Here is a 23,088-nt window from a genome sequence, read left to right as displayed (position 1 = left end):
CCCGCATGGAGCGGGCCGCAGAGGGGGTTACAGCGACTGGTGGCGGGTTTCTTTCATCAGCAGCAGGGCGATCAGCGTCAGCGTCGCCATCGCCGCCAGGTACATCCCGACGTAGAACAGGCCATAGTTGGCGTTCAGCCAGGTGGCGATATAGGGCGCGACCGACGCGCCAAGAATCGAGGCGACGTTATAGGAGAAAGAGGCGCCGGTATAGCGTACTTCGGTCGGGAACAGCTCCGGCAGCAGCGCGCCCATCGGGCCGAAGGTCAGCCCCATGATGCTCAGGCCGCACAGCAGGAAGGCCATCACCAGCGCCTGGTTGCCGGAGCCGAGCATGGTCGGGAACAGGAAGGCGAAGCCGATCATCAGCAGCGTGATCACCACCATGGTTTTACGACGGCCGTAGGCATCCGCCAGCAGACCGGCGATAGGCACCATGACGCCAAAGCCGATAACCGCCAGCATCAGCATCCACAGGAAGCTTTCCCGCGAATAGCCGAGCCCCAATGGCTGTGCGGCGGTGCCGTAGGTCATGGAGTAGACGGTCATCAGGTAGAACAGCGTGTAGGTCGCCAGCATGATAAAGGTGCCGAGGATGGTGACCTTCAGATGCTTGCTGAGCAGGGTGCCGAGCGGGATCTTCACCTGCTTGCCCGCCTTCACCGCTTTGGCGAACACCGGCGTTTCATGCAGAGAGACGCGCACGTACAGGCCGATCAGCACCAGCACCGCGGAAAGGATAAACGGCAGACGCCAGCCCCACGCCATAAACTGCTGGTCGGTCAGCAGCCAGGAGAGCAGCAGGAAGGTGCCGTTGGCGAAGAAGAAGCCGATCGGCGCGCCCAGCTGCGGGAATGAGCCATACAGCGCGCGTTTACGCGGCGGGGCGTTTTCGGTTGCCAGCAGCGCCGCGCCGCCCCATTCGCCGCCGAGCCCCAGGCCCTGGCCAAAGCGCGCCAGCGCCAGCAGCAGCGGGGCGAAGACGCCGATGGTTTCATAGCTTGGCAGCAGCCCGATCAGCACGGTGGAAATACCCATGGTCAGCAGCGAGGCGACCAGCGTGGCCTTGCGGCCGACGCGATCGCCAAAGTGGCCGAACAGCGCGGAGCCGATCGGACGGGCGACGAAGGCGACGGCAAAGGTCGCCAGCGACTGCAGGGTGGCGGTGGTCGGGTCGCCCTGCGGGAAAAAGATATGCGGGAACACCAGAACCGCCGCGGTGGCGTAGATGTAGAAGTCGAAGAATTCGATAGCGGTGCCGATCAACGAAGCGACCAGCACTTTTCCCCGGGAATTGATTGGTGCGGACGCATCGTTGGCGTCGGCGGATGTTGTGATGGAGGCTTGCATAGTTGTTTCTTATATTTTCATTATGTAAAAGGTCATCTTATGCCACAGCAAAACCCCTTTTCAATGGCGTAACTTTGTACAATGCGGGAAATAAACGCTTAATAAGATTAAAGTTTTACCTTTGCGTTTATCTGTGGAGTTTAACGTCACAAAAATACCTCAAGGCAGTGGGAAAGGCTGGAAAAGAGGGAAAGAAAAGTAGATGGGTAGTGCGTTGTGCTGCTTTTGGCGGAGCGGCAGGCGTGTGGTTAGCGTTATCTTCTGATTTTCAGGCCTGTTATTGGCATAAAAAACCGGTCATCAGGCGATGACCGGTATATTCACGTAGTTAGCCGGCGGTCATTCTGGTTTGGCCGGCGGAGATTTATCGTCCTTATACTGCGCGGTGGCGATCCAGGCGGCGCAAAACAGCGTCAGACGAGCAAAAAAGTAGAAGAAGGCCATCAGCCCGATAACCGAGCCAAACGCCGCGCCGGACGGGGATTTCGCCACCTGCGGCAGCGTCATGGTCATCACGAACTTGATCACTTCAAAGCCGATGGCGGCCATCAGCGTGCCGCGGAACAGCGCCTTCTTATTGGGTTTGTGACGCGGCAGCATCCAGAAAATCCACAGAAACAGCAGATAGTTGGCGAAGATGGAGATGGACAGCGCAATCAGCGTCATCGCCGGACGCAGCCATTCGATGCCGTCCAGCCCCAGCGCGCGGACGATGGCCGCCTGCGCCGAGCCGGCGATAGAGGTCAGCGACAGCGTGACGATCAGCGCCACCACCAGGCCGGTCAGCGAGATAAAGTCGCGGGTGTATTTAAAATAGATTTTTTCCTGATCCTGCGGGTTACGCTCCCAGACGTCGCGCGACTGGGCGCGTATCGCTTCACGCAGGTTGCCCATCCAGCTGATGCCGGAATAGAGCGCCAGCGCCAAACCGGTCAGGCCGACGGTGGTGCGCTGTTGGATGGCGGTATTAACGGTGTTTTTCAGCGTGTTGGCCAGCGTCGGGTCGCTGATGCTGCTGACGATCTTGTCGATAAGCTCGGTCAGCAGGTCCTGATTGGAGGCCAGCACAAAACCGACTGCGGCGAATGACACCATCAGAATCGGGATCAGCGACAGGAAAGAGAAGTAGGTAATGGCGGCGCCGAACTGGCTGCCCAGCCGGTCGTTAAAGCGTTCGGCCGCGCGCAGCAGGTGGGCAATGCCCGGCCTGGCCTTGATATGCTCAACCAGACGGGAAAAGCCGGAGATGCCCCGGTCAATCTTGTGGTTCCCGGTCTTGATGTCGATCAGCGGTTTGGCTGACTCGTCCGTTTGGCGCTGCTGGGGGGTGTTCTCAGATCCTGTAGGCATTACTCACGCTTTCCTTATATAAAAACCTATAACCTTCACCATTATAGCCAAAGCGGCCATGGATTTGACCCCGACGCCGGGAATTGACGCATTTCCCGGCCTTATGCGCGCCGGCGGGCAAAAGGGAAGGGCAATCCGGCCGCTAACGTAAAATAGACTGCGTAATTAATCGGCGCGTGTTACCTTATTTATTCCGTTTTTTTTCGTTATGGGTTAAATCTTGCCAAAGGGCAGACGCTATCTCCATAATTTGCTCATAATTGATGAATAAATCCTTTTTTGGTTTTAAAAAGTTTACACTCCTTCGCATTAATCTATATTCTTGCGCCTATTATTATCTCCGACGACACGATGAGCCTGTTAAGTACAGCGCTCCTGATAAAGAAGATTTTTAAGGAAATGATTATGCGTAAACTGACTGCTTTATTTGTTGCCTCTACCCTGGCGCTGGGTTCCGCCTCTATGGCGTTTGCGGCTGATACCGCCACCACCGCCGCGGCGGACAACGCGCCGATGAAAATGATGCACCATAAAGGGCCGGGGAAAGGCGGCCCGTTCGCGGGGCTGAACCTGACCGAGCAGCAGCGCCAGCAAATGCGCGACATTATGAAAGAAGCGCACCAGAAACGCGGCCCGGGTATGAAAGAAGAGCGCCAGGCGCTGCATACGCTGGTGGCCTCCGACAGCTTTGATGAAGCGAAAGCCAAAGCGCAAATTGACGCCATGAGCAAGGCGCATTCCGAACGTATGCTGGCGCGCGCCAAAGCCGAAAATAAAATGTATAACCTGCTAACGCCAGAGCAGAAAAAACAATACAATGAGAATTATCAGAAACGCGAACAGAAAATGATGGAGCACATGAATAAAATGAAAGCGCAGCACGAGGCTGCCGAGTAATTAACTGAATAATGTGCGAAATAAAAAGGCCAGAGCGATCTGGCCTTTTTTGTTTATATTTTTTACGCGGCAGTATGACGAGAAAAACGGCCCGGCGGAATTATTTCACCGTGGTGATGGCATGGAACTGCGCCACCACCGCGTCGGCAAACCGCGCATCGTTGATATGATAGGGTGTTTTAATCAGCCGGCGTCGTGCGGTCTGCACCAGGGTTTGTTCCAGCGCATCGACAAAGGCGCGTAGCGCCAGCGGATCCCAAAACGGTTGGCCGGGCGCATCCAGCGAGGAGAGACCGCCCTCCGGTACCACAAAGCGAATCTCTCCCGGGCAGGCATTCAGCTTTTCGCCGATCCAACGGCCGATACGGGCATTTTCTTCCGCGGTGGTGCGCATCAGCGTCACCTGGGTGTTGTGATTATAAAAATGTCGGTTGGCATAGCGTGCCGGGATGGTTTTAGGATGGCCGAAATTAATCATATCCATGGCGCCGCAGGACAGCACGCAGGGAATGCCGGTGCGGGCAATAGCGCCAAAACGGTCTTCGTTACAGGCCAGCACGCCGTCGAACAGATAATCGCCCACCTCGGTGGTGGTCAGATCCAACACCGCATTCAAGAGCCGGCTGTCGATCAGCTTTTCCATCGCCTGCCCGCCGCTGCCGGTGGCGTGAAACACCAGGCAGTCCCATTGCGCTTCGATGGCGCGGGTCACGGCCTGGATACACGGCGTCGTTACGCCAAACATGGTCAAGCCGGTGGCCGGTTTGCTGAGCACGTCGTCATCGGTATGGAAGCGCACCGCGCCGGCGATCTGGTGTGCGGCGTTGCCCAGCACCTTGCGTGAAATACGGTTCAGGCCGGCAATATCGGTCACGGAATACAGCATGGCGATATCGCTGGCGCCGACATAGCCGGAAACGTCCCCGGCGGCCATACTGGAGACCATCAGTTTGGGCAGACCGATAGGCAGCTGCTGCATTGCCGGGGTGATCATGGCGGTGCCGCCGGAGCCGCCCATGCCCAACAGGGCGGCGACATCGTTGCGCGACAGCATAAAGCGTTCAAAAGCGATGGCCATGGCGGCGATTGCCTGACCTCGGTTATGACAAAAGACGGCGGCTGCGCCTTCTGGATGAAAAGCGGCTACGTCGGCCGCCGAAATGTCGGCCGGGTAGCGTACGGGCATGTTATGAGTGGAAAGATCGACGGTGATGGTGGGTAAACCGAGGCTGTCAATCAAACCACGCACATACGCCAACTCTTGTCCTTTGGTATCTGCTGTGGTAGCAATATAGACAAAGGTTGGGGTATTTCTCATCGTCTGTTCCTGAAAAAAGGTCGGCTATGAGCGCCGAACTGATTGTTTCTAATGATAACTTATAATATTAGTTTGGGACCCTGGTGTTGGTACAATTAGATACAGCCGATGAATTTGTATACATAATGAGACGGTAGTATCATTAATGCAAGTCCTTTTTAACGATAAATGAGACGAGGGTCTCATTTTTTGTATTTATAGTTCGCTTTTGCGACGCTGGAAGGGCCAGGATCCTGCCTGTCAGGTTTTTCATTATGCCGCCTGTGAGCCGGCATGATTTGTGTGAGGTCGATGTGTCGCTATCCGCTTTTCCCGCTCCGCGGGACGAACCCCTACGCGCGCCAGAACGCGCAAATTGCTGCTTGCCAGCGCGATGGAGCTGTACGATGACGGCGCGTTTCCGTCGATCACCGAACTGGCCGCCCATGCTCAGGTATCCCGCGCTACCGCCTATCGCTATTTCCCGACGCAAAGCGCGCTGATTACCGCCGTGGTGGCGGAAAGTCTGGGGCCGATTTTGCAGTGGGAACCGCATGATGATGATGCGCTGCTGCGCATTCAGCAGCTGCTGGCCTTTGCTTACCCGCAGATGGAGCAGCATGAAGGCGCGCTGCGTGCGGCGTTGCAACTCTCTCTGCAGCAGTGGGCCAATGCCACGCCGGGAGAAAAATTCGTGCGCGGTAACCGCAAACGGCTGCTGAAACTGGCGGTCGAGCCGTTGCAGGATAAATTGCCGCCGGAGGCGCTGCAGCGCGTGATCCACGCTTTCTCGCTGATTTACGGTTCAGAAGTGTTCTTGGTATTGAAAGATATTTGGGGACTGGATCTGAGCGGTATTCAGGACGTGACGCAGTGGATGGCGAAAGCGATTATTCGTCAGGCCGAAGAAGATGTGCGCAACAGCAAAAAATAACCAGCAGGATAATCCATTTTTAGCGTATTGCCGGCGTTAAACCTAGAATTATTCACTAAACGAATAGGCTATGTAGTTATAATTTTTACTGATAATTACTAAGCCAGAATTCCGCGCTGCCGGAACTTTGAGTAAATATTTTGCACGCAAAGCATCTGTTAATTCATTGATAATCATATTATTAACTTGATATCAATTTCCGAACCAATAAGACTATTGCCATGGTCTAATTAGCATTCACCACTCTTTCACTTCCCTTTTCTCTCCCTGGTTAGCGGAATATTTTTCCGTAATGGCATTTGCCATCGTTTTTCGCCTGCCGGGCGAAGTGACCATTGTTGTGCTTTATTTATTTGGTGTTACAGAAACGTAACACATAAAACCAATAAAACATTTGCAAACAACAATGGACGGTATCTGGGATGGTCAGTCAACGTAAAGAGAATAAGCCGGGGCGGACGGGGTCGGCGTTTCCCGCGCCGGTGAAGCAGCGTATGCAATTAAGCGCCGTCGCCTGTTTTTTGGCGGTGATCGGCAGCGGGGCGCAGGCCGCCTCCTATGTGGAAAATGGCCGGCCCGGCGACGCGGCCAGCTGGCGCAGTAATGAATTTAATGCCGAATGGGGGCTGGGGGCGATTCATGCCGACCAGGCCTACGCTGCCGGCTACACCGGTAAAGGCGTCAAGCTGGGGATTTTCGATCAGCCGGTTTATGCCCAGCACCCGGAGTTCGCCAGTCAGGACAAAGTGATCAACCTGGTGACGCAGGGGGTGCGGGAATACACCGACCCCTATATTCCGGTGAAGAAAGGCGACGCCTTCCGCTATGACGGCACGCCGAGCGTCGGGTCAGACGGCGAGTTAGGTTCGCACGGTACGCACGTCGGTGGTATTGCCGCCGGCAACCGTGACGGCGGAGAAATGCACGGTGTGGCCTTCAATGCGCAAATCATCAGCGCGGAGAACGGTGACCCTGGCCCGGAAGACGGCATTATTCTTGGCAACGACGGGGCGGTATACAAGGCCGGCTGGGATGCGTTGATTGCCAGCGGCGCAAGAATTATCAACAACAGCTGGGGGATCGGCATTACCGATAAGTTTGCCGAGGGCGGTTCCGACCCGGCCTATCCTCACTTTACCGTCGACGACGCGCGTAAACAGTTCGAACAGATCAAACAGATCCTGGGCACTAAGCCGGGTGGCGCCTATCAGGGAGCGATTGATGCGGCGCGCAGCGGCATCGTCACCATCTTTGCCGCCGGTAATGACGATAACCTGAATAACCCCGATGCCATGGCCGGGCTGGCCTACTTTGTGCCGGATATCGCGCCGAACTGGCTGTCGGTCGCCAGCCTGCAGGATCCGCAAGGCACCGGTGATTACTCTATCAGCACCTTCTCTTCCCGCTGCGGCTACACCGCCAGCTTCTGCGTCTCGGCGCCGGGCTCGAAGGTCTACAGCTCGGTGATTGAAGGCACCACGCCGGACAATCTGACCACCGGCTACGCCAAGTACAGCGGTACTTCGATGGCTGCGCCGCACGTTGCCGGCAGCATTGCGGTGCTGATGGAGCGCTTCCCGTATATGACCGGCGCGCAGGTGGCGTCGGTGCTGAAGACTACCGCCACCGATATGGGCGATCCGGGGATTGATGCGCTGTACGGCTGGGGGATGATTAACCTCGGTAAGGCGATCAACGGGCCGGGGATGTTCTATACCGAGCAGGATATTCCGCAAGAGTTCCGCGTGCCGGATGAACAAGGCGTTGCTTATGGTTCCGGCCAGTTTGTCGCCAACCTGCCCGGCGTCGGCGCGGTGCTCGACCGGGGCAAACCGACCGAGCGGGTGTGTGATGATGTCCACTGCGGGCTGGATATATGGAGCAATGATATCTCCGGTCACGGCGGCCTGACCAAAGAGGGCATCGGTACGCTGGTGCTGACCGGCAACAACAGCTACAGCGGGCCGACGCTGGTGAATCAGGGCCTGCTGGCGGTGAACGGTACGCTGGCGTCGGACGTGACGGTGCAGGACGGCGGCGTACTCGGCGGCTCGGGCCGCATCGGCTCGCTGACCGCCAACGCCGGCGCCACCGTGGCGCCGGGCAACTCGATCGGCACGCTGAACGTGACCCGCGACGTGACCTTTGCCGCCGGCTCGCGCTACGCGGTGGAAGCGGCGGCGGACGGCAGCAGCGATCGGATCGTCAGCGGCGGATCGGCGCAGATCGACGGCGGTGAGGTGGTGATGCTGCTGGATCAGCAGAACGTGCTGAACGGTGAGGGCGGCGGCAGCGCCATCGGTCAGTATGACATTCTGCAGGCGCAGCAGGGCATCAGCGGGCAGTTTGACGGCGCGACGACCAGCTCGCCGTTCCTGGACGCCACGCTGTCGACGCAGGGCAGCCAGCTGACGGCCGACGTGGCGCGTAACGATACCGCGTTCGCCAGCGTGGCGACAACGCAGAACGAGCGCTCGGTGGCGGCGGCGGCGGATGCGCTGGCGGCGGGCAACCCGGTGTATGAAAGCATCCTGGCCTCCGGCAGCGCCGGGCAGGCGCAGCAGGCGTTCCGCCAACTGTCGGGGCAGATCCATGCGGATATCGCCTCGGCGCAGGTGAACGACAGCCGCTACCTGCGTGACGCGCTGAACAGCCGTCTGCGTCAGGCGGAAGGGCTGGCGACGGCGCCGGACATCAAGGCGGATGACGGCGGCGCGTGGGCGCAGTTTGTCGGCGCGTGGGACCATGCGTCCGGGGATGTGAACGCCACCGGCTACCAGGCTTCGACCTACGGGGTGTTGCTGGGACTGGATTCGGCCTATGACGACTGGCGGCTGGGGGTGGCGACCGGCTATACCCGCACCTCGCTGGACGGCGGCTACGGCTCGAACGCGGACAGCGACAACTACCACCTGGCGGCGTACGGCAGCAAGCAGTACGGGGCGCTGGCGCTGCGCGCCGGGGGCGCTTACACCTGGCACCGGTTCGATACGGCGCGCTCGGTGAACTACGGGCTGCAGTCGGACCGTGCGACGGCGAAATACAGCGCGCGCACCGAGCAGCTGTTCGCGGAGGCGGGCTACAGCGTGCAGAGTGAGTGGGTGAACCTGGAGCCGTTCGCCAACCTGGCGTACATCAACTTCCGGAACAACGGCATCAGCGAGTCGGGTGGCGCAGCGGCGCTGCACGGCGACAAGCAGCATACGGACGCCACGGTGTCGACGCTGGGGCTGCGTGCGGACCACCAGTGGCAGCTGAGCCGTGAAACGGCGGTGACGCTGCGCGGTGAGGCGGGCTGGCAGCATCAGTACGGCGAGCTGGAGCGCGGCACGGGGCTGAAGTTCCGCGGCGGCAACGCGGCGTTCGTCAGCAACAGCGTGCCGGTCTCGCGTGACGGCCTGCTGCTGAAGGCCAGCGCGGACGTGGCGGTGAGCCAGAACGCGTCAGTGTCGCTGGGCTACGGCGGCCTGCTGTCGGATCGCCATCAGGACAACAGCGTCAACGCCGGCTTCACCTGGCGCTTCTGATTCAGTGCCTATCCATTGTTAACACTCAGGGCCGCCCACTCGGGCGGCCCGTTTTCCCATGCGACGAGCAGAACAAATATCAAAGGTAACGGGAATGAAAGCATCTACAGGAAAGAAAAGGCCGACATGGAAACTGAATGCCTTGCTGTGTTCGCTGTTGGCGGCAGGCAGCGTGCAGGCGGACGACGGTAAAATCGGCGACCCGGGCAGTTGGCGCAGCGCCGAGTTTAATGCCGACTGGGGGCTGGGGGCGATTCACGCCGACCAGGCCTACGCCGCCGGCTATACCGGCAAAGGGCAGAAAGTGGGGATCCTGGATACGCCGGTGTATAACCAGCATCCCGAGTTCGCCGGCGACGGCAAGCTGATCAATGTGGTGACGCAGGGGATCCGCGCCTATACCGATCCCCACCGGCCGGGCATTAACGCCGGCGATCCGTTCTATTTCGACGGCACCTTCCATTTTTATAACGGCGAGACGCTGAGCAACCACGGCGTGCACGTGGCGGGCATCGCCGCGGCCAACCGCGACGGTGCGGGCATGCACGGCGTGGCGTTTGATTCACAGATAATCAGCGTGGACAACGATAACGACGGCCCGGCCTACGGTGAATTTCTGGGGCTGGACGGCGCGGTGACCAACGCCGGCTGGCAGGCGATGATTGAAAGCGGCGCGCGGGTGATTAACAACAGCTGGGGCGTCAGCATCCCTGATTTCCTTTCCGACGGCGGTAAAGACCCGGATGCGCTGCACTTTGAACTGCGCGATGCGCAAGAGCAGTTCGACCAGGTGAAGCCGCTGCTGGGCAGCCTGGCCGGCGCAGGCTATCAGGGGGCGATCGACGCCGCGCGCCACAATATTCTGGTGCTGTTTGCCGCAGGCAACGACGGCAACTACAACCAGCCGGACGTGATCAGCGGGCTGGGCTATTTTGTACCGGATATCGCGCCGAACTGGCTGACCGTCGCCAGCGTGGCGCAGGATGAGGCGTCGACCAACAGCGTACCTTACACCCTCAGTTCCTTCTCAACCCGTTGCGGCTACACCGCCAGCTTCTGCGTTGCTTCGCCGGGCAGTAAAATATACAGCGCGGTGGCCAACGGCTCCGATCCGCAGCAGCTGACGTCGGACTACGGCAATAAAAACGGTACCTCGATGGCAACGCCGCACGTGACCGGTGCGGTCGCCGTACTGCTGCAGCGTTTCCCTTATCTGTCGACAGCGCAAATTGCCGACGTGCTGAAAACTACCGCCACCGATATGGGCGCCCCGGGAATCGATGCGCTGTACGGCTGGGGGATGATTAACCTCGGCAAGGCGATCAACGGGCCGGGGATGTTTTACACCGCGCAGGATATTCCGCAAGAGTTCCGCATCCCTGATGCCGAGGGCGTGGCCTATGGTCCTACGCAGTTTGTCGCCAATATTCCGGGGGTAGGCGCGGAGCTGGATAGCGGTACGCGCTATCAGCGTATCTGTGACGACGTACACTGTGGCCTGGAAGTTTATTCGAACGATATCTCCGGCCATGGCGGCCTGACCAAAGAGGGCATCGGTACGCTGGTGCTGACCGGCAACAACAGCTACAGCGGGCCGACGCTGGTGAATCAGGGCCTGCTGGCGGTGAACGGTACGCTGGCGTCGGACGTGACGGTGCAGGACGGCGGCGTGCTCGGCGGCTCGGGCCGCATCGGCTCGCTGACCGCCAACGCCGGCGCCACCGTGGCGCCGGGCAACTCGATCGGCACGCTGAACGTGACCCGCGACGTGACCTTTGCCGCCGGCTCGCGCTACGCGGTGGAAGCGGCGGCGGACGGCAGCAGCGATCGGATCGTCAGCGGCGGATCGGCGCAGATCGACGGCGGTGAGGTGGTGATGCTGCTGGATCAGCAGAACGTGCTGAACGGCGAGGGCGGCGGCAGCGCCATCGGTCAGTATGACATCCTGCAGGCGCAGCAGGGCATCGGCGGGCAGTTTGACGGCGCGACGACCAGCTCGCCGTTCCTGGACGCCACGCTGTCGACGCAGGGCAGCCAGCTGACGGCCGACGTGGCGCGTAACGATACCGCGTTCGCCAGTGTGGCGACAACGCAGAACGAGCGCTCGGTGGCGGCGGCGGCGGATGCGCTGGCGGCGGGCAACCCGGTGTATGAAAGCATCCTGGCTTCCGGCAGCGCGGGGCAGGCGCAGCAGGCGTTCCGCCAGCTGTCGGGGCAGATCCATGCGGATATCGCCTCGGCGCAGGTGAACGACAGCCGCTACCTGCGTGACGCGCTGAACAGCCGTCTGCGTCAGGCGGAAGGGCTGGCGACGGCGCCGGACATCAAGGCGGATGACGGCGGCGCGTGGGCGCAGTTTGTTGGCGCGTGGGATCATGCGTCCGGGGATGTGAACGCCACCGGCTACCAGGCCTCGACCTACGGGGTGCTGTTGGGTCTGGATTCGGCTTACGACGACTGGCGGCTGGGGGTGGCGACCGGCTATACCCGCACCTCGCTGGACGGCGGCTACGGCTCGAACGCGGACAGCGACAACTACCACCTGGCGGCGTACGGCAGCAAGCAGTACGGGGCGCTGGCGCTGCGCGCCGGGGGCGCTTACACCTGGCACCGGTTCGATACGGCGCGCTCGGTGAACTACGGGCTGCAGTCGGACCGTGCGACGGCGAAATACAGCGCGCGCACCGAGCAGCTGTTCGCGGAGGCGGGCTACAGCGTGCAGAGTGAGTGGGTGAACCTGGAGCCGTTCGCCAACCTGGCGTACATCAACTTCCGGAACAACGGCATCAGCGAGTCGGGTGGCGCAGCGGCGCTGCACGGCGACAAGCAGCATACGGACGCCACGGTGTCGACGCTGGGGCTGCGTGCGGACCACCAGTGGCAGCTGAGCCGTGAAACGGCGGTGACGCTGCGCGGTGAGGCGGGCTGGCAGCATCAGTACGGCGAGCTGGAGCGCGGCACGGGGCTGAAGTTCCGCGGCGGCAACGCGGCGTTCGTCAGCAACAGCGTGCCGGTCTCGCGTGACGGCCTGTTGCTGAAGGCCAGCGCGGACGTGGCGGTGAGCCAGAACGCGTCAGTGTCGCTGGGCTACGGCGGCCTGCTGTCGGATCGTCATCAGGACAACAGCGTCAACGCCGGCTTCACCTGGCGTTTCTGATCCTGCACATCGTCAGCATTACATTCAGGGTCGCCGACGGCGGCCCTGTTTTTTTCCGCAGACGCAGAAAAATTGCCCTAATCTTCTCTCCTGCCGGTAAAATCCCATAAAAAAACGGCCCCCTGATGGGAGCCGGTTCAATGGGGGGTACATCTTTATTATTAGCGATAAAGGCTTTTACTCTGAACGGTGTGCCGTTGTCCTAATGCATACTGTATTTTAGAACCGGCAACCTGAACGAGTTTCCCTGGTGTCGTTATGGTTATAAGTACTGGTGTTTTATTTTTATAGTGTGTTGCTGTGTGTAGCTTTTGATACCATGTTTGACTATAAAACATGGTGTGTCAAGCAATGTTTGAGATTAATCTTGCATATGATGCTAATATTGAATGATGTTCGAACACGATAACATGTCAAAGCGACTGAAAAATTAGAAAAAATCGAAGGAAAAAATGGATAACAATCATCAAAAATTCGATTCGCAGTCGATTGCAAACCGGGTCAGAGAACTCTTTCTTCATCACGGGATCGGTAAACGTCAGCAAGCAAAGGAACTTAGCCGCATTCTGGCGCTAAGTTTTTCCCATGCCCACCGGAAGCTGAAAGGGCAAAGCCCCTGGACGCTGGAGCAGATCAACAGCGTTGCGGCCGCGCTGGACGAAACGCCGGCCGCCATTGTTGATATCAACGTGGAGAATGAGCCTCCCGCGCAAACTATTGCACGAGATGCCATCTTTTCGCTGGCCGGGGTCAACATTCCTTGCGTGGCATACATTGGCAGCGAAGTCAGCGGCGGGCGTTTTTCTGAATATGTCGCGCTGCAGGAAGAGGAAAAGTGGGTGATTTACCGCGCCGATGAGGCGTCGGCGGGCAGTCGCTACTGCGTGGAGCTGATCGAGATCCGTCCGACGAACGTCGACGATGAGCGCTTAAGCATCGCGGTGCTGGATGATTCGCACCAGGCGGCGGATGAGCTGGCCAAATACCTGAACAGCCGCGGCTTTAACGCCGTTGCCTTTTACGACGTGCCGGCGTTCAAGCAGGCGCTGAGCCGCAGCCTGTTCGACGGCTACGTGGTTGACTGGCTGATCGGGCAGGAAACCTCCGAACAGTGCATCGAGGCGATTCGCGCCTCCGATAACCCGGATGCGCCGGTGTTGGTGCTGACCGGCCAACTGGGCACCGGGCTGCGCGAGTCGGAAATCGCCAAGGCGATGCGCGATTATGACGTGCTTGGCCCGTATGAAAAGCCGGTGCGGCTGCATGTGATTGAAGCCGCGCTGCAGCGCTGTTTTAACCTTTAAGGAACAGCGCGGACAGGGCGGTGGACAGCGCCTCCAACCGCACGGGTTTTATCAGGTAATCGTCGAACAGCGCGCGTTGCTCCAGCGTCAGCAGTTCCGGCGTCTGGGCGCTGATGCCGATAATCGGAATATGGCGGTTGGGGCCGCGTTGGCCGCGCAGCTTTTTCGCCAGCGCCGCGCCGTCGATGCCCGGCATCTGTAAATCCAGCAGCAGTACGTCGTAAGGCCGGCGCAGCAGCTTTTGCAGCGCGCGCTCTGAGGAATCGCACAGCTCATGCTGGTAGCCCAGCTTGTCCAGCAGGGCGGCGAAGGCTTCCCCCACCGACCGGTTGTCGTCCACTACCAGCACCTGCTGCTCTTTCATCGCCATATCGGACAGCGCCTGCGGCTGCGCCTCTTCTTCCGCCTGATCTTCACTGACTTCCACCGGAATACTGACGATAAAGGTGCTGCCTTTGCCCTGTTCGCTGTAGACGGTCACGGTGCCCTGCAGCAGCGCGACCAGGCCGCGTACGATCGCCAGCCCCATGCCGACGCCGCCGTACTGTTTGGTATTGGACTGGTCCAGCTGGGTAAACGGCTGGAATATCTGCCCCAGCTTCTCTTCTTCCATCCCGATGCCGGTATCGGTCACTTCCAGCATCAGCGCATTGCCGCCGGTTTGGCGCCGCAGGCAGCCGTGTACGGTGATGGTGCCGCTTTCGGTGTATTTGAAGGCGTTGGTCAGCAGATTAACCAGAATCTGGCGGATGCGCAGCGGGTCGGAATACATCTGCGCGTGGCTGAAGTCGACCTCGCACAGCAGCGCGATCTGCGTTTTGTTCATCAGCATGCCGACTTCGTCGGTGGTTTGCTGAATCAGCTGTTCAGCATTGAACGGCATAATGCGCAGTTCCATCATGCCGCTGTCCAGATGCGCGTAGTCGGTCAAATCCTTCATCTGGGTTTCAATCTGCTGCGCGGCGGTTTCCAGCCGCTGGAAGGTATCAACGTGCTCGCTGGAGACGTTGGTATTCATCAGCACGTCAATGGCCGACATAATGCTCTGCAGCGAGGTGCGCAGTTCGTGGCCGATGGCGCCGAGGAAGGCGTTTTTCGAGTGCGTGGCCTTTTCCGCCTCAATGGCCTTGGCCTGCTGCTGGATGGTAATGCGCTGCTGGCGCAGGACAATCAGCGTAATGGCGACCAGCGCAATCACCGAGAACATGATGATCACCAGGCCATAGAAAATAATATGCCGCTTCTCGATATAGTCGTTATAGGCGACGGTGCGCTGCTTCACCTCGGCATGGTCGGCCAGGTTGGCCATCTCGATCGCAAACGGCTTCATCTGCTGCATGGACTGGGTAATTTCCTGCAGGTTCGGCGGGGAGGCGCTGATGAGATGGTCGAGCTGATTCATTTGCGCCACCATCTGCTTAATCACTTCGGGATAGCCGGCCTCGCGGTACAGCGGTTGGGTGGATTCCGACACGGTCTCCAGCACGTAGAAGCGAGAATACAGGATTTCAAACCTGAGCCTTAACGCCTCGACGTCCACCTTGGGCGTATTCTTCAGCTGTTCCACATAGGTTTCAAACTCCGCCAGCTTGATGGAGAATTTCGCGATCGACCACGAGTAGTTTTCCTGCGTGCCGGCGATGGCGTACAGCCCCTTTTTCGACAGCGTGGCGCTGTAGTAATACAGGGTGATGGTGGAAGCCACAATGAACAGGGCGGCGAAAATGGCCGGGATCGCCAGCCGGCTGCCGTTCTTGAACTGGGTCAGCTTCATTTAATCACGATCCTGTTGACCTGCCAGATAAAGCGCGAGTTATACAGCGGCGAATTTAACTCCGGGCCGCTGTCATCACGCGGGTAAACCAGAAACAGCGGGCCGAAGTTGCGGATTTTCAACATTTCCCCGTCCATTTTATAGGCCAGGATGATGTTGTAGTGCTCCACGTCGGACAGCGGAATATCGATGTAATAGTCGTTCAGCGCATGCATCGACAGCGTCTGCCCCTTGGCACCCACTTTTTTCAGGATATCTGCCACCGCCACGCCGTCGAATTTGCGCCGCGGCGTCCACGAGGTGGAGGTGGAAATCGAGTGGACCGGCATGGCGAACAGGTCCCGATCGCTAAAGACATAGCGTTTGTTGGCCGCATCGGTGTAATGGCTGATATTGCCAGAAACTTCCAGAGTAAAGGCTAACGCGGAGGTTTGGGCGGCGATCAGGGCGAATAGCGCCAGGGCAAGAGTTCTGATCAGGGTCGATAGCATCGGGAATTTCTCCGCAATGAAAGGCAAGGGCCAAGAAATAAATTTAGCAGGCTAAACAGTGTCAGAAAACAGCGAATTAAGCAGGCGGCGGCTGCAGAAAAGACAAAGGCCAGCAAAGCCGGCCTTTGGGCGGTTCCACAGTACCTGATTCTTATAATAGCACTTTTTTAGCGGCAAAAAGAATCAGCGTGGGGACGATTTAGAACATTCCGGCAATTTCACCCATCAGTTTGAGTTCATCTTTGGAGATGTAGGTCGGTCGATTACTGTCGTCGGTTAAAGAAACATAGTGTTCATTGCTGATCAGCAGGATTTTCGCCTTCACCGGCGAGGTATCCGTCAGCAAAATGTTCGAAAACAGATGTTCCATACGCGCCTTGATATCTCCGCCGCCGGCCAGATTAATCGGGCGGCGGCTCATGTAAGTCATGGCGCTCTTTTTCGCTTTCTCTTCGTCTTTCAGGATCTTGACGCGGGTTTCATTGAAAAAGGCGGTGAGCTTGTTGCGGGATTTCGACATTTTTTTCATGGCGTCCACCAGCTTTTTATTCTCCCCGACGCGGCGGTCGGACAGAAAGTTGCGTACTGCAAGCACGCAGCCGCTGGAGATACCCAACGCACCGACGGCGCCCAGGGCGAAGCGGGCGTAAGCATTGGTCATCAGGGTCTCACCGGCCTGAGCGGCGGCGGTCGCGGCAAAATAGGCGCCGGAACTCGACAGCGCGCCAACGACCCCTACCGCCGCAGCGGCCATGTTGTAATTGCTTTTTTGCGTATCGTCATAGACGTTGCCGCCATAACCTCTGAGCGAGGTGCCGTATTTATTGAAAACGTCGGGCCGTCGGTTCAGCATATTGCCGGTCATATCCTGCAGCCCGATGCTTTCTTCCTCATCGCGGCTTTCGCCATAGTCTGCAAGCGTGTTTCTGCGGTCGCTGGCGCGCTGTAACTCGGCAAAGGTATTCATGATGCCGGAGTCGGTGTCGGTTTCGAACTGCATCAGCGTTTCTTCATCCAGCTCATTAATAAAGGCAAGAATCACCCGCAGGTCATCCTGGCCGATCAGGCTGCCCTTTAAAACGGATTCGACATCCAGTGTTGGATCTGCCATAGAACCCTCCCGTAGTCAGGTTATATTTCTTTGTTCTGTTTGATATCCCAACCGGATTTGGTTTCAGCCCCTTTGGTGCCCTTATCCGTCTGTTCCCAGTAGTGCAGATTGACTTTCGACGCCTGGAAGCGATATTTCACCAGAATATTATCGGTGTGGCCGACGCCGGTAAAATCAGCCAGCGTAACCAGCACGTCTTCCAGCACGATGCGCGAATATTCCACCTGACTGCCGCCGGCTTTACAGATGGATACTTCCACTTTGTTGACGTGCTTGCCGCTGGAGCAGAATTTTAAAATCGCCGGGGTGGCTTTATCGATCAGCGCCTGAACTTCCAGGTCGCGGTAATTCACTTTGCCGGTGCCGCCGCCGCCGCCCACCGCCATATTGCCGGATTGGGACGCGCCCCAGGTAAATGACAGGACGTCGGTCCAATTTTTATGATTGGAATCATGGGATTCGCCGGTTACGCCTTCGACTTTCAAAAAGGTATCAATAGCCATTTTTTTCCTCATTGGTAAATGGTGATATTCGCTACCAAGTTAACCGACGACCCGGTGTTGTCAACGCGCGATCTCTTGTTATCAGGTTATTAAGATTTCCCTCATGTGATTTAGCCTGGTGATAATAAGCAGGGTGATATTAAGCAGTTAAAAATAAAAGAATTATATTGTTTTTGATTGGCTGAATTTATTTTAAAGCGGCAGGACAAATAGATGACGTTTTTATGACGTAATTATTGATGGGGATTTTCGCGCTCGGCGTTAAACGATAAGAAAAAGGGCCGGCTGCGTTGACAGTCGGCCCGAATTAACTCAGATAGCCTGCGGTTAAACCGGTCAGGGTTTAGCGCATGGTGACGAACTCTTCCGCCGCCGTCGGGTGGATGGCCACCGTGTTGTCGAAGTCCTGCTTGGTGGCGCCCATCTTCACGGCGACCGCAAAGCCCTGCAGGATTTCATCCATACCGAAGCCGATGCCGTGCACGCCGACGATTTTCTCATTCTCGCCGACGCAGACCAGCTTCATACGGCAAGGCTGGCGATGCTGAGTTACGGCGCTGTACATGGCGGTAAAGGAGGATTTGTACACCTTCACGCTGTCTTCGCCATATTTTTCCTTCGCTTCCGGCTCGGTCAGGCCGATAGTACCGATCGGCGGGTGGCTGAACACCACGGTCGGGATATTGCTGTAGTCCAGGTGCTCGTTCGGCTTGTTGTTAAACAGGCGCTCGGACAGGCGACGGCCGGCGGCCACGGCGACCGGCGTCAGTTCAACCGCGCCGGTGTTATCGCCGACGGCGTAGATGCCCGGTACGTTGGTGTTCTGGAACTGATCGACGTTGATGTAGCCCCGGTCGTTGGTTTGCACGCCGGTCACCGCCAGGTTCAGGTTATCGGTCGCCGGTTCGCGGCCGATCGCCCAGACCAGGCTGTCGACGGTAAATTCGCTGCCGTTTTCCAGCTGCAGGGTCAGGCTGCCGTCGGCGTTTTTCACTACCGCCTTCGGCACCGATTCGGTGTGCAGGCTTGGCCCTTCGGTGTTCATCACCTCCACCAGCGTATCAACGATCAGCGGATCGAAGCTGCGCAGCGGCGCGTGCTTACGCACGAACAGGTGAGTTTCCGCGCCCAGCGCGTTCATCACGCCGGCGATTTCCACGGCGATATAGCCGGCGCCCACGACGGCGACGCGTTTTGGCATCTCGTCGAGTTCGAAGAAACCATCGGAGTCGATGCCGTATTCCGCGCCCGGAATATCAGGGTGGCTCGGGCGGCCGCCGGTGGCGATCAGAATATGGTCGGCGGTGATCTGCTCGCCGTTGACTTCCACGGTGTGCGCATCGATAAAGCGGGCGAAGCCCTTGATCACGTCAACCTTGTTTTTGCCCAGTACGTTGTCGTACGAGTTGTGGATGCGGTCGATATAGGCGGTGCGGTTGGCGACCAGCTTCTTCCAGTCAAACGCGTTGACCGTGGTGTCGAAGCCGTAGTCCGGGCCGTATTGGTGAATCGCCTCGGCGATCTGCGCCGCGTGCCACATCACTTTTTTCGGTACACAACCCACGTTGACGCAGGTGCCGCCAAGTTCTTTGGCCTCAATCAGCGCACATTTCTGGCCATACATGGCTGCCCGGTTGATCGATGCGATACCGCCGCTGCCGCCGCCAATTGCTAGATAATCGTAATGTTTCGTCATCTGGGTTTTCCATGAGTTGTGTAAATTGAAGAGGATAGAGTTTAACGCCTGAGGTGGGTTTGTCGCAAAGATTGCGTCGATGTCTGTGATAGGCGTGGACGCAGGCGCGGCGTGCGCGCCTGCGGTCACCGGTTACTCCGGCACCACCCAGTTGATCAGATGGTGGCCGATGCCGGACGGCACCAGCGTTTTGTGCAGCCACGGCAGCACGTTCTGCATCTGCTGCTCCAGCTTCCACGGCGGGTTGATCACAATCATGCCGGAGGCGGTCATGCCGCGCTGGTCGCTGTCCGGCTTCACCGCCAGCTCGATTTGCAGAATGCGGCGGATGCCGGTGGCTTCCAGCTCTTTCAGCAGGCGTTTGATCTGCTGGCGCAGCACCACCGGATACCACAGCGCATAGGTGCCGGTGGCGAAGCGTTTATAACCTTCCAGGATCCCTTTCACCACGTCCTGATAGTCGGTTTTCATCTCATACGGCGGATCCATCAGGATCAGACCGCGGCGCGACGGCGGCGGCAGCTGCGATTTCAACTGCTGATAGCCGTCGGCGCGCTGCACCTTGGCGCGTTCGTCTTTCTGGAATTCGCTGCGCAGCAGCGGGTAGTCGCTCGGGTGCAGCTCGGTCAGGTGGATCTTGTCCTGCGGACGCAGCAGCTGACGGGCGATCAGCGGCGATCCCGGGTAATAACGCAGCGATCCGCTGCGGTTCAGGTGCTGCACCACGCCCATATAGGCCTCCAGCTCTGCCGGCAGGTCGTCGCGTTGCCACAGCAGGCCGATGCCTTCCAGGTATTCACCGGTGCGCTCGGCGTGTTCGCCGCTCAGCTGATAACGTCCCGCGCCGGAGTGGGTATCCAGATACAGGAACGGTTTCTCTTTTTCTTTCAGCGACTCAATGATCAGGCTCTGGACGGTGTGCTTCAGCACGTCGGCGTGGTTGCCGGCGTGAAAACTGTGGCGGTAACTTAGCATGGCGTTTGGTCATTCCTTGTGCTCCGTTTGCGGAGCGTGTGCGATAAGGCAGTAATCTGCACACAGTATAAACTGTTCGCAGGGGAAAAAGTGAAATGCATTGTCAGCCAGTGGAGGCCGCCGCGCATGATGAGTCAACAGGAGGTATTGGAACGCTACCCCGGCGCGCAGCGCTGGGCGTTCGGCGACGGTCCGCAGCTGGCGGATGAGCTGCTGCAGCTGGTGTTAGCGGGAGAGAAAACGGCGACCTGTAGCTCTTACGTGGCCTATCAGCAGGAAAAAGTGCCGCAGATCGGCGACTACAGCGTGATTCTGGACGGCCGGGGCGAGGCGCGCTGCGTGATCCGCACGCGTGCGCTGCTGCTTATCCGCTTCTGCGACGTCAGCGCCGAGCTGGCGGCGAAAGAGGGAGAAGGGGATAAAAGCCTGGCCTGCTGGCGCGAGGGGCATCAGGCGTTTTTCACCCGTGAAGGCACCTTTGCGCCGGATATGTGGCTGGTGTTTGAGGAGTTTGAACGGGTGGCGGTTCTTGAGGGAGAATGATCCGATTCGCGCCGGCCGATTTGCGCCAGCCATTGATTTTCCTGCCGTCTGGCACCATGTTAATCCTTACACACGCATTTTCAGGTCGGCCAGGCGTGGCCGGCCCCAACGATAATCAGGACTGCCCTATGACAAATCCGTTGCTGACACCGTTTTCCCTGCCGCCGTTCTCCGCGATCCGTCCGGAAGATATTGTGCCGGCGGTGCAATCCGCACTGGCCGATTGCCGCGCTGAAGTTGAGCGGGTGGTGGCGCAGCCGGGGCCGTTCACCTGGGATAACCTGGTGCAGCCGCTGGCGGAGGTAGACGACCGCCTGTCGCGCATCTGGTCGCCGATCGGCCATCTGAATTCGGTGAAAAACAGCCCGGAGCTGCGCACCGCCTATGAACAGGCGCTGCCGCTGCTGTCTGAGTACGGCACCTGGGTCGGCCAGCACGAAGGGCTGTATCAGGCCTACCGCAACCTGAAAGAGGGCGACGGTTTTGCCCGGCTGAGCGTGCCGCAGCGTAAAGCGGTGGAAAACGCGCTGCGCGACTTTGAGCTGTCGGGCATCGGCCTGCCGGCGGAGAAACAGCAGCGCTACGGTGAAATCGTTGCGCGCCTGTCCGAGCTGGGTTCGACCTACAGCAACAACGTGCTCGACGCCACTATGGGCTGGAGCAAACTGATTACCGACGAAGCAGAATTAAGCGGCCTGCCGGAAAGCGCGTTGGCGCAGGCACAGGCGATGGCGCAGGCCAAAGAGCAGCAGGGCTGGTTGCTGACGCTGGACATGCCGAGCTACCTGCCGGTGATGACCTATGCCGATAACCAGGCGCTGCGTGAAGAGATGTACCGCGCCTTTACCACCCGCGCCTCCGATCAGGGGCCGAACGCCGGTAAATGGGACAACAGCGCGGTGATGGCGGAAACGCTGGCGCTGCGTCATGAGCTGGCGCAGCTGCTGGGCTTTGATACCTATGCCGATAAATCGCTGGCGACCAAAATGGCGGAAAATCCGCAGCAGGTGATCGACTTCCTGACCGATCTGGCCAAGCGCGCCCGCCCGCAGGCGGAGCAGGAATTGGCGCAGCTGCGCGCCTTCGCCAAACAGCACTACGGCGTTGACGAGCTGCAGGCCTGGGATATCACCTACTACGGCGAAAAACAGAAACAGCACCTGTTCTCCATCAGCGATGAGCAGCTGCGTCCTTACTTCCCGGAGCAGCGCGTGGTGGAAGGGCTGTTTGAAGTGGTGAAGCGCATTTACGGCATCACCGCCAAAGAGCGTCAGGGCGTCGATACCTGGCACCCGGAAGTGCGTTTCTTTGACCTGTTCGACGCCGACGGCGCGCTGCGCGGCAGCTTCTACCTGGACCTGTATGCGCGCGAGCACAAGCGCGGCGGCGCCTGGATGGATGACTGCGTCGGCAAACTGCGCAAGGCGGACGGCGAGCTGCAAAAGCCGGTCGCCTACCTGACCTGCAACTTCAACCGTCCGCTGGGCGACAAGCCGGCGCTGTTCACCCATAACGAAGTGACCACGCTGTTCCACGAGTTCGGCCACGGCCTGCACCATATGCTGACGGAGATCGACACCGCCGGCGTCGCCGGTATCAACGGGGTGCCGTGGGATGCGGTCGAACTGCCGAGCCAGTTTATGGAAAACTGGTGCTGGGAGCCGGAAGCGCTGGCGTTTATCTCCGGCCACTACGAAACCGGCGAGCCGCTGCCGAAAGCGCTGCTCGACAAGCTGCTGGAAGCCAAAAACTACCAGGCGGCGCTGTTTATCCTGCGCCAGCTGGAGTTCGGCCTGTTCGACTTCCGCATGCACTACGAATATGACCCGGCAACCGGCGCGCAGATCCTGCCGCTGCTGGCCGAGGTGAAGAAAATGGTCGCCGTGGTGCCGTCGCCGAGCTGGGGCCGCTTCCCGCATGCCTTCAGCCATATCTTTGCCGGCGGTTATGCGGCGGGTTATTACAGCTATCTGTGGGCGGAGGTGCTGTCGGCGGATGCCTACTCGCGCTTCGAGGAAGAGGGCATCTTCAACGCTGACACCGGCAGCGCCTTCCTGGATAACATCCTGTCGCGCGGCGGTTCGGAAGAGCCGATGGAACTGTTCAAACGCTTCCGTGGCCGTGAGCCGCAGCTGGATGCTATGCTGCGCCATTACGGCATTAAAGGATAACCTGACAC

16 protein-coding genes are annotated in these 23,088 nt (G+C 58.9%); 7 read left to right on the top strand and 9 right to left on the bottom strand.

What is annotated here, in order from left to right:
• Positions 1-27 precede the first annotated feature (27 nt).
• Together I6G83_RS05975 and yhjD are read right to left on the bottom strand one after the other, a co-directional pair.
• A complete protein-coding gene (locus I6G83_RS05975; protein ID WP_054306889.1) occupies positions 28-1,350 on the bottom strand; it encodes an MFS transporter in 1,323 nt (440 codons plus the stop codon).
• A gap of 339 nt (positions 1,351-1,689) precedes the next feature.
• Positions 1,690-2,700 (bottom strand): inner membrane protein YhjD, encoded by a 1,011-nt coding sequence (gene yhjD / locus I6G83_RS05970; RefSeq protein WP_054306890.1) that lies wholly within the window; start codon positions 2,698-2,700, stop codon positions 1,690-1,692.
• 405 nt (positions 2,701-3,105) lie between these two features.
• Here yhjD and spy point away from each other — a divergent pair, with 405 nt between their 5' ends.
• Entirely contained in the window at positions 3,106-3,597 is a 492-nt protein-coding gene (gene spy / locus I6G83_RS05965) for an ATP-independent periplasmic protein-refolding chaperone Spy (RefSeq protein WP_054306893.1), read from the top strand.
• Positions 3,598-3,697: 100 nt separating this feature from the next.
• On the opposite strand, the gene I6G83_RS05960 is transcribed toward spy, so the two are convergent.
• Entirely contained in the window at positions 3,698-4,915 is a 1,218-nt protein-coding gene (locus I6G83_RS05960) for a Tm-1-like ATP-binding domain-containing protein (protein ID WP_054306891.1), read from the bottom strand.
• Positions 4,916-5,288: 373 nt separating this feature from the next.
• On the opposite strand from I6G83_RS05960, the gene I6G83_RS05955 reads away from it, so the two are divergent.
• From I6G83_RS05955 to I6G83_RS05940, 4 genes are all read left to right on the top strand, one after another.
• Positions 5,289-5,828 (top strand): TetR/AcrR family transcriptional regulator, encoded by a 540-nt coding sequence (locus tag I6G83_RS05955; RefSeq protein WP_232238964.1) that lies wholly within the window; start codon positions 5,289-5,291, stop codon positions 5,826-5,828.
• A gap of 494 nt (positions 5,829-6,322) precedes the next feature.
• Positions 6,323-9,355, top strand: coding sequence for an autotransporter outer membrane beta-barrel domain-containing protein (locus I6G83_RS05950; protein WP_371851015.1), 3,033 nt, complete (start codon positions 6,323-6,325; stop codon positions 9,353-9,355).
• 94 nt (positions 9,356-9,449) lie between these two features.
• Positions 9,450-12,512: an autotransporter outer membrane beta-barrel domain-containing protein gene (locus tag I6G83_RS05945; RefSeq protein WP_062779282.1), complete on the top strand. Its 3,063-nt coding sequence runs from the start codon at positions 9,450-9,452 to the stop codon at positions 12,510-12,512.
• A 452-nt stretch (positions 12,513-12,964) separates the two neighbouring features.
• Entirely contained in the window at positions 12,965-13,816 is an 852-nt protein-coding gene (locus tag I6G83_RS05940; RefSeq protein WP_054305706.1) for a helix-turn-helix domain-containing protein, read from the top strand.
• On the opposite strand, the gene I6G83_RS05935 is transcribed toward I6G83_RS05940, so the two are convergent.
• From I6G83_RS05935 to I6G83_RS05910, 6 genes are all read right to left on the bottom strand, one after another.
• Positions 13,806-15,590, bottom strand: a complete 1,785-nt coding sequence (locus tag I6G83_RS05935) for an ATP-binding response regulator (RefSeq protein WP_054305707.1) — start codon at positions 15,588-15,590, stop codon at positions 13,806-13,808. The genes I6G83_RS05940 and I6G83_RS05935 overlap by 11 nt on opposite strands.
• A complete protein-coding gene (locus tag I6G83_RS05930; protein WP_054305708.1) occupies positions 15,587-16,081 on the bottom strand; it encodes a molybdopterin-dependent oxidoreductase in 495 nt (164 codons plus the stop codon). The genes I6G83_RS05935 and I6G83_RS05930 overlap by 4 nt, the downstream gene beginning before the upstream one ends.
• Before the next feature lie 199 nt (positions 16,082-16,280).
• Entirely contained in the window at positions 16,281-17,192 is a 912-nt protein-coding gene (locus tag I6G83_RS05925) for a hypothetical protein (RefSeq protein WP_054305709.1), read from the bottom strand.
• A 20-nt stretch (positions 17,193-17,212) separates the two neighbouring features.
• Complete coding sequence (locus I6G83_RS05920; RefSeq protein WP_054305710.1) at positions 17,213-17,695, bottom strand: Hcp family type VI secretion system effector; 483 nt, start codon at positions 17,693-17,695, stop codon at positions 17,213-17,215.
• Between the two features lie 343 nt (positions 17,696-18,038).
• Complete coding sequence (gene gorA / locus I6G83_RS05915) at positions 18,039-19,391, bottom strand: glutathione-disulfide reductase (RefSeq protein ID WP_054305711.1); 1,353 nt, start codon at positions 19,389-19,391, stop codon at positions 18,039-18,041.
• A gap of 132 nt (positions 19,392-19,523) precedes the next feature.
• A complete protein-coding gene (locus I6G83_RS05910) occupies positions 19,524-20,366 on the bottom strand; it encodes a 23S rRNA (adenine(2030)-N(6))-methyltransferase RlmJ (protein ID WP_054305712.1) in 843 nt (280 codons plus the stop codon).
• A 129-nt stretch (positions 20,367-20,495) separates the two neighbouring features.
• Here I6G83_RS05910 and I6G83_RS05905 point away from each other — a divergent pair, with 129 nt between their 5' ends.
• Both I6G83_RS05905 and prlC read left to right on the top strand, forming a co-directional pair.
• Entirely contained in the window at positions 20,496-20,909 is a 414-nt protein-coding gene (locus tag I6G83_RS05905) for an ASCH domain-containing protein (RefSeq protein WP_054305754.1), read from the top strand.
• Positions 20,910-21,037: 128 nt separating this feature from the next.
• Complete coding sequence (gene prlC / locus I6G83_RS05900) at positions 21,038-23,080, top strand: oligopeptidase A (protein ID WP_015962260.1); 2,043 nt, start codon at positions 21,038-21,040, stop codon at positions 23,078-23,080.
• Positions 23,081-23,088: the final 8 nt, after the last annotated feature.

Origin of the sequence: Serratia rubidaea (assembly GCF_016026735.1) — a bacterium.
Classification (GTDB): domain Bacteria; phylum Pseudomonadota; class Gammaproteobacteria; order Enterobacterales; family Enterobacteriaceae; genus Serratia_B; species Serratia_B rubidaea.
The sequence above is the reverse complement of the archived record's forward strand: the minus strand, read 5'-3'. Positions and strand labels throughout refer to the sequence as shown.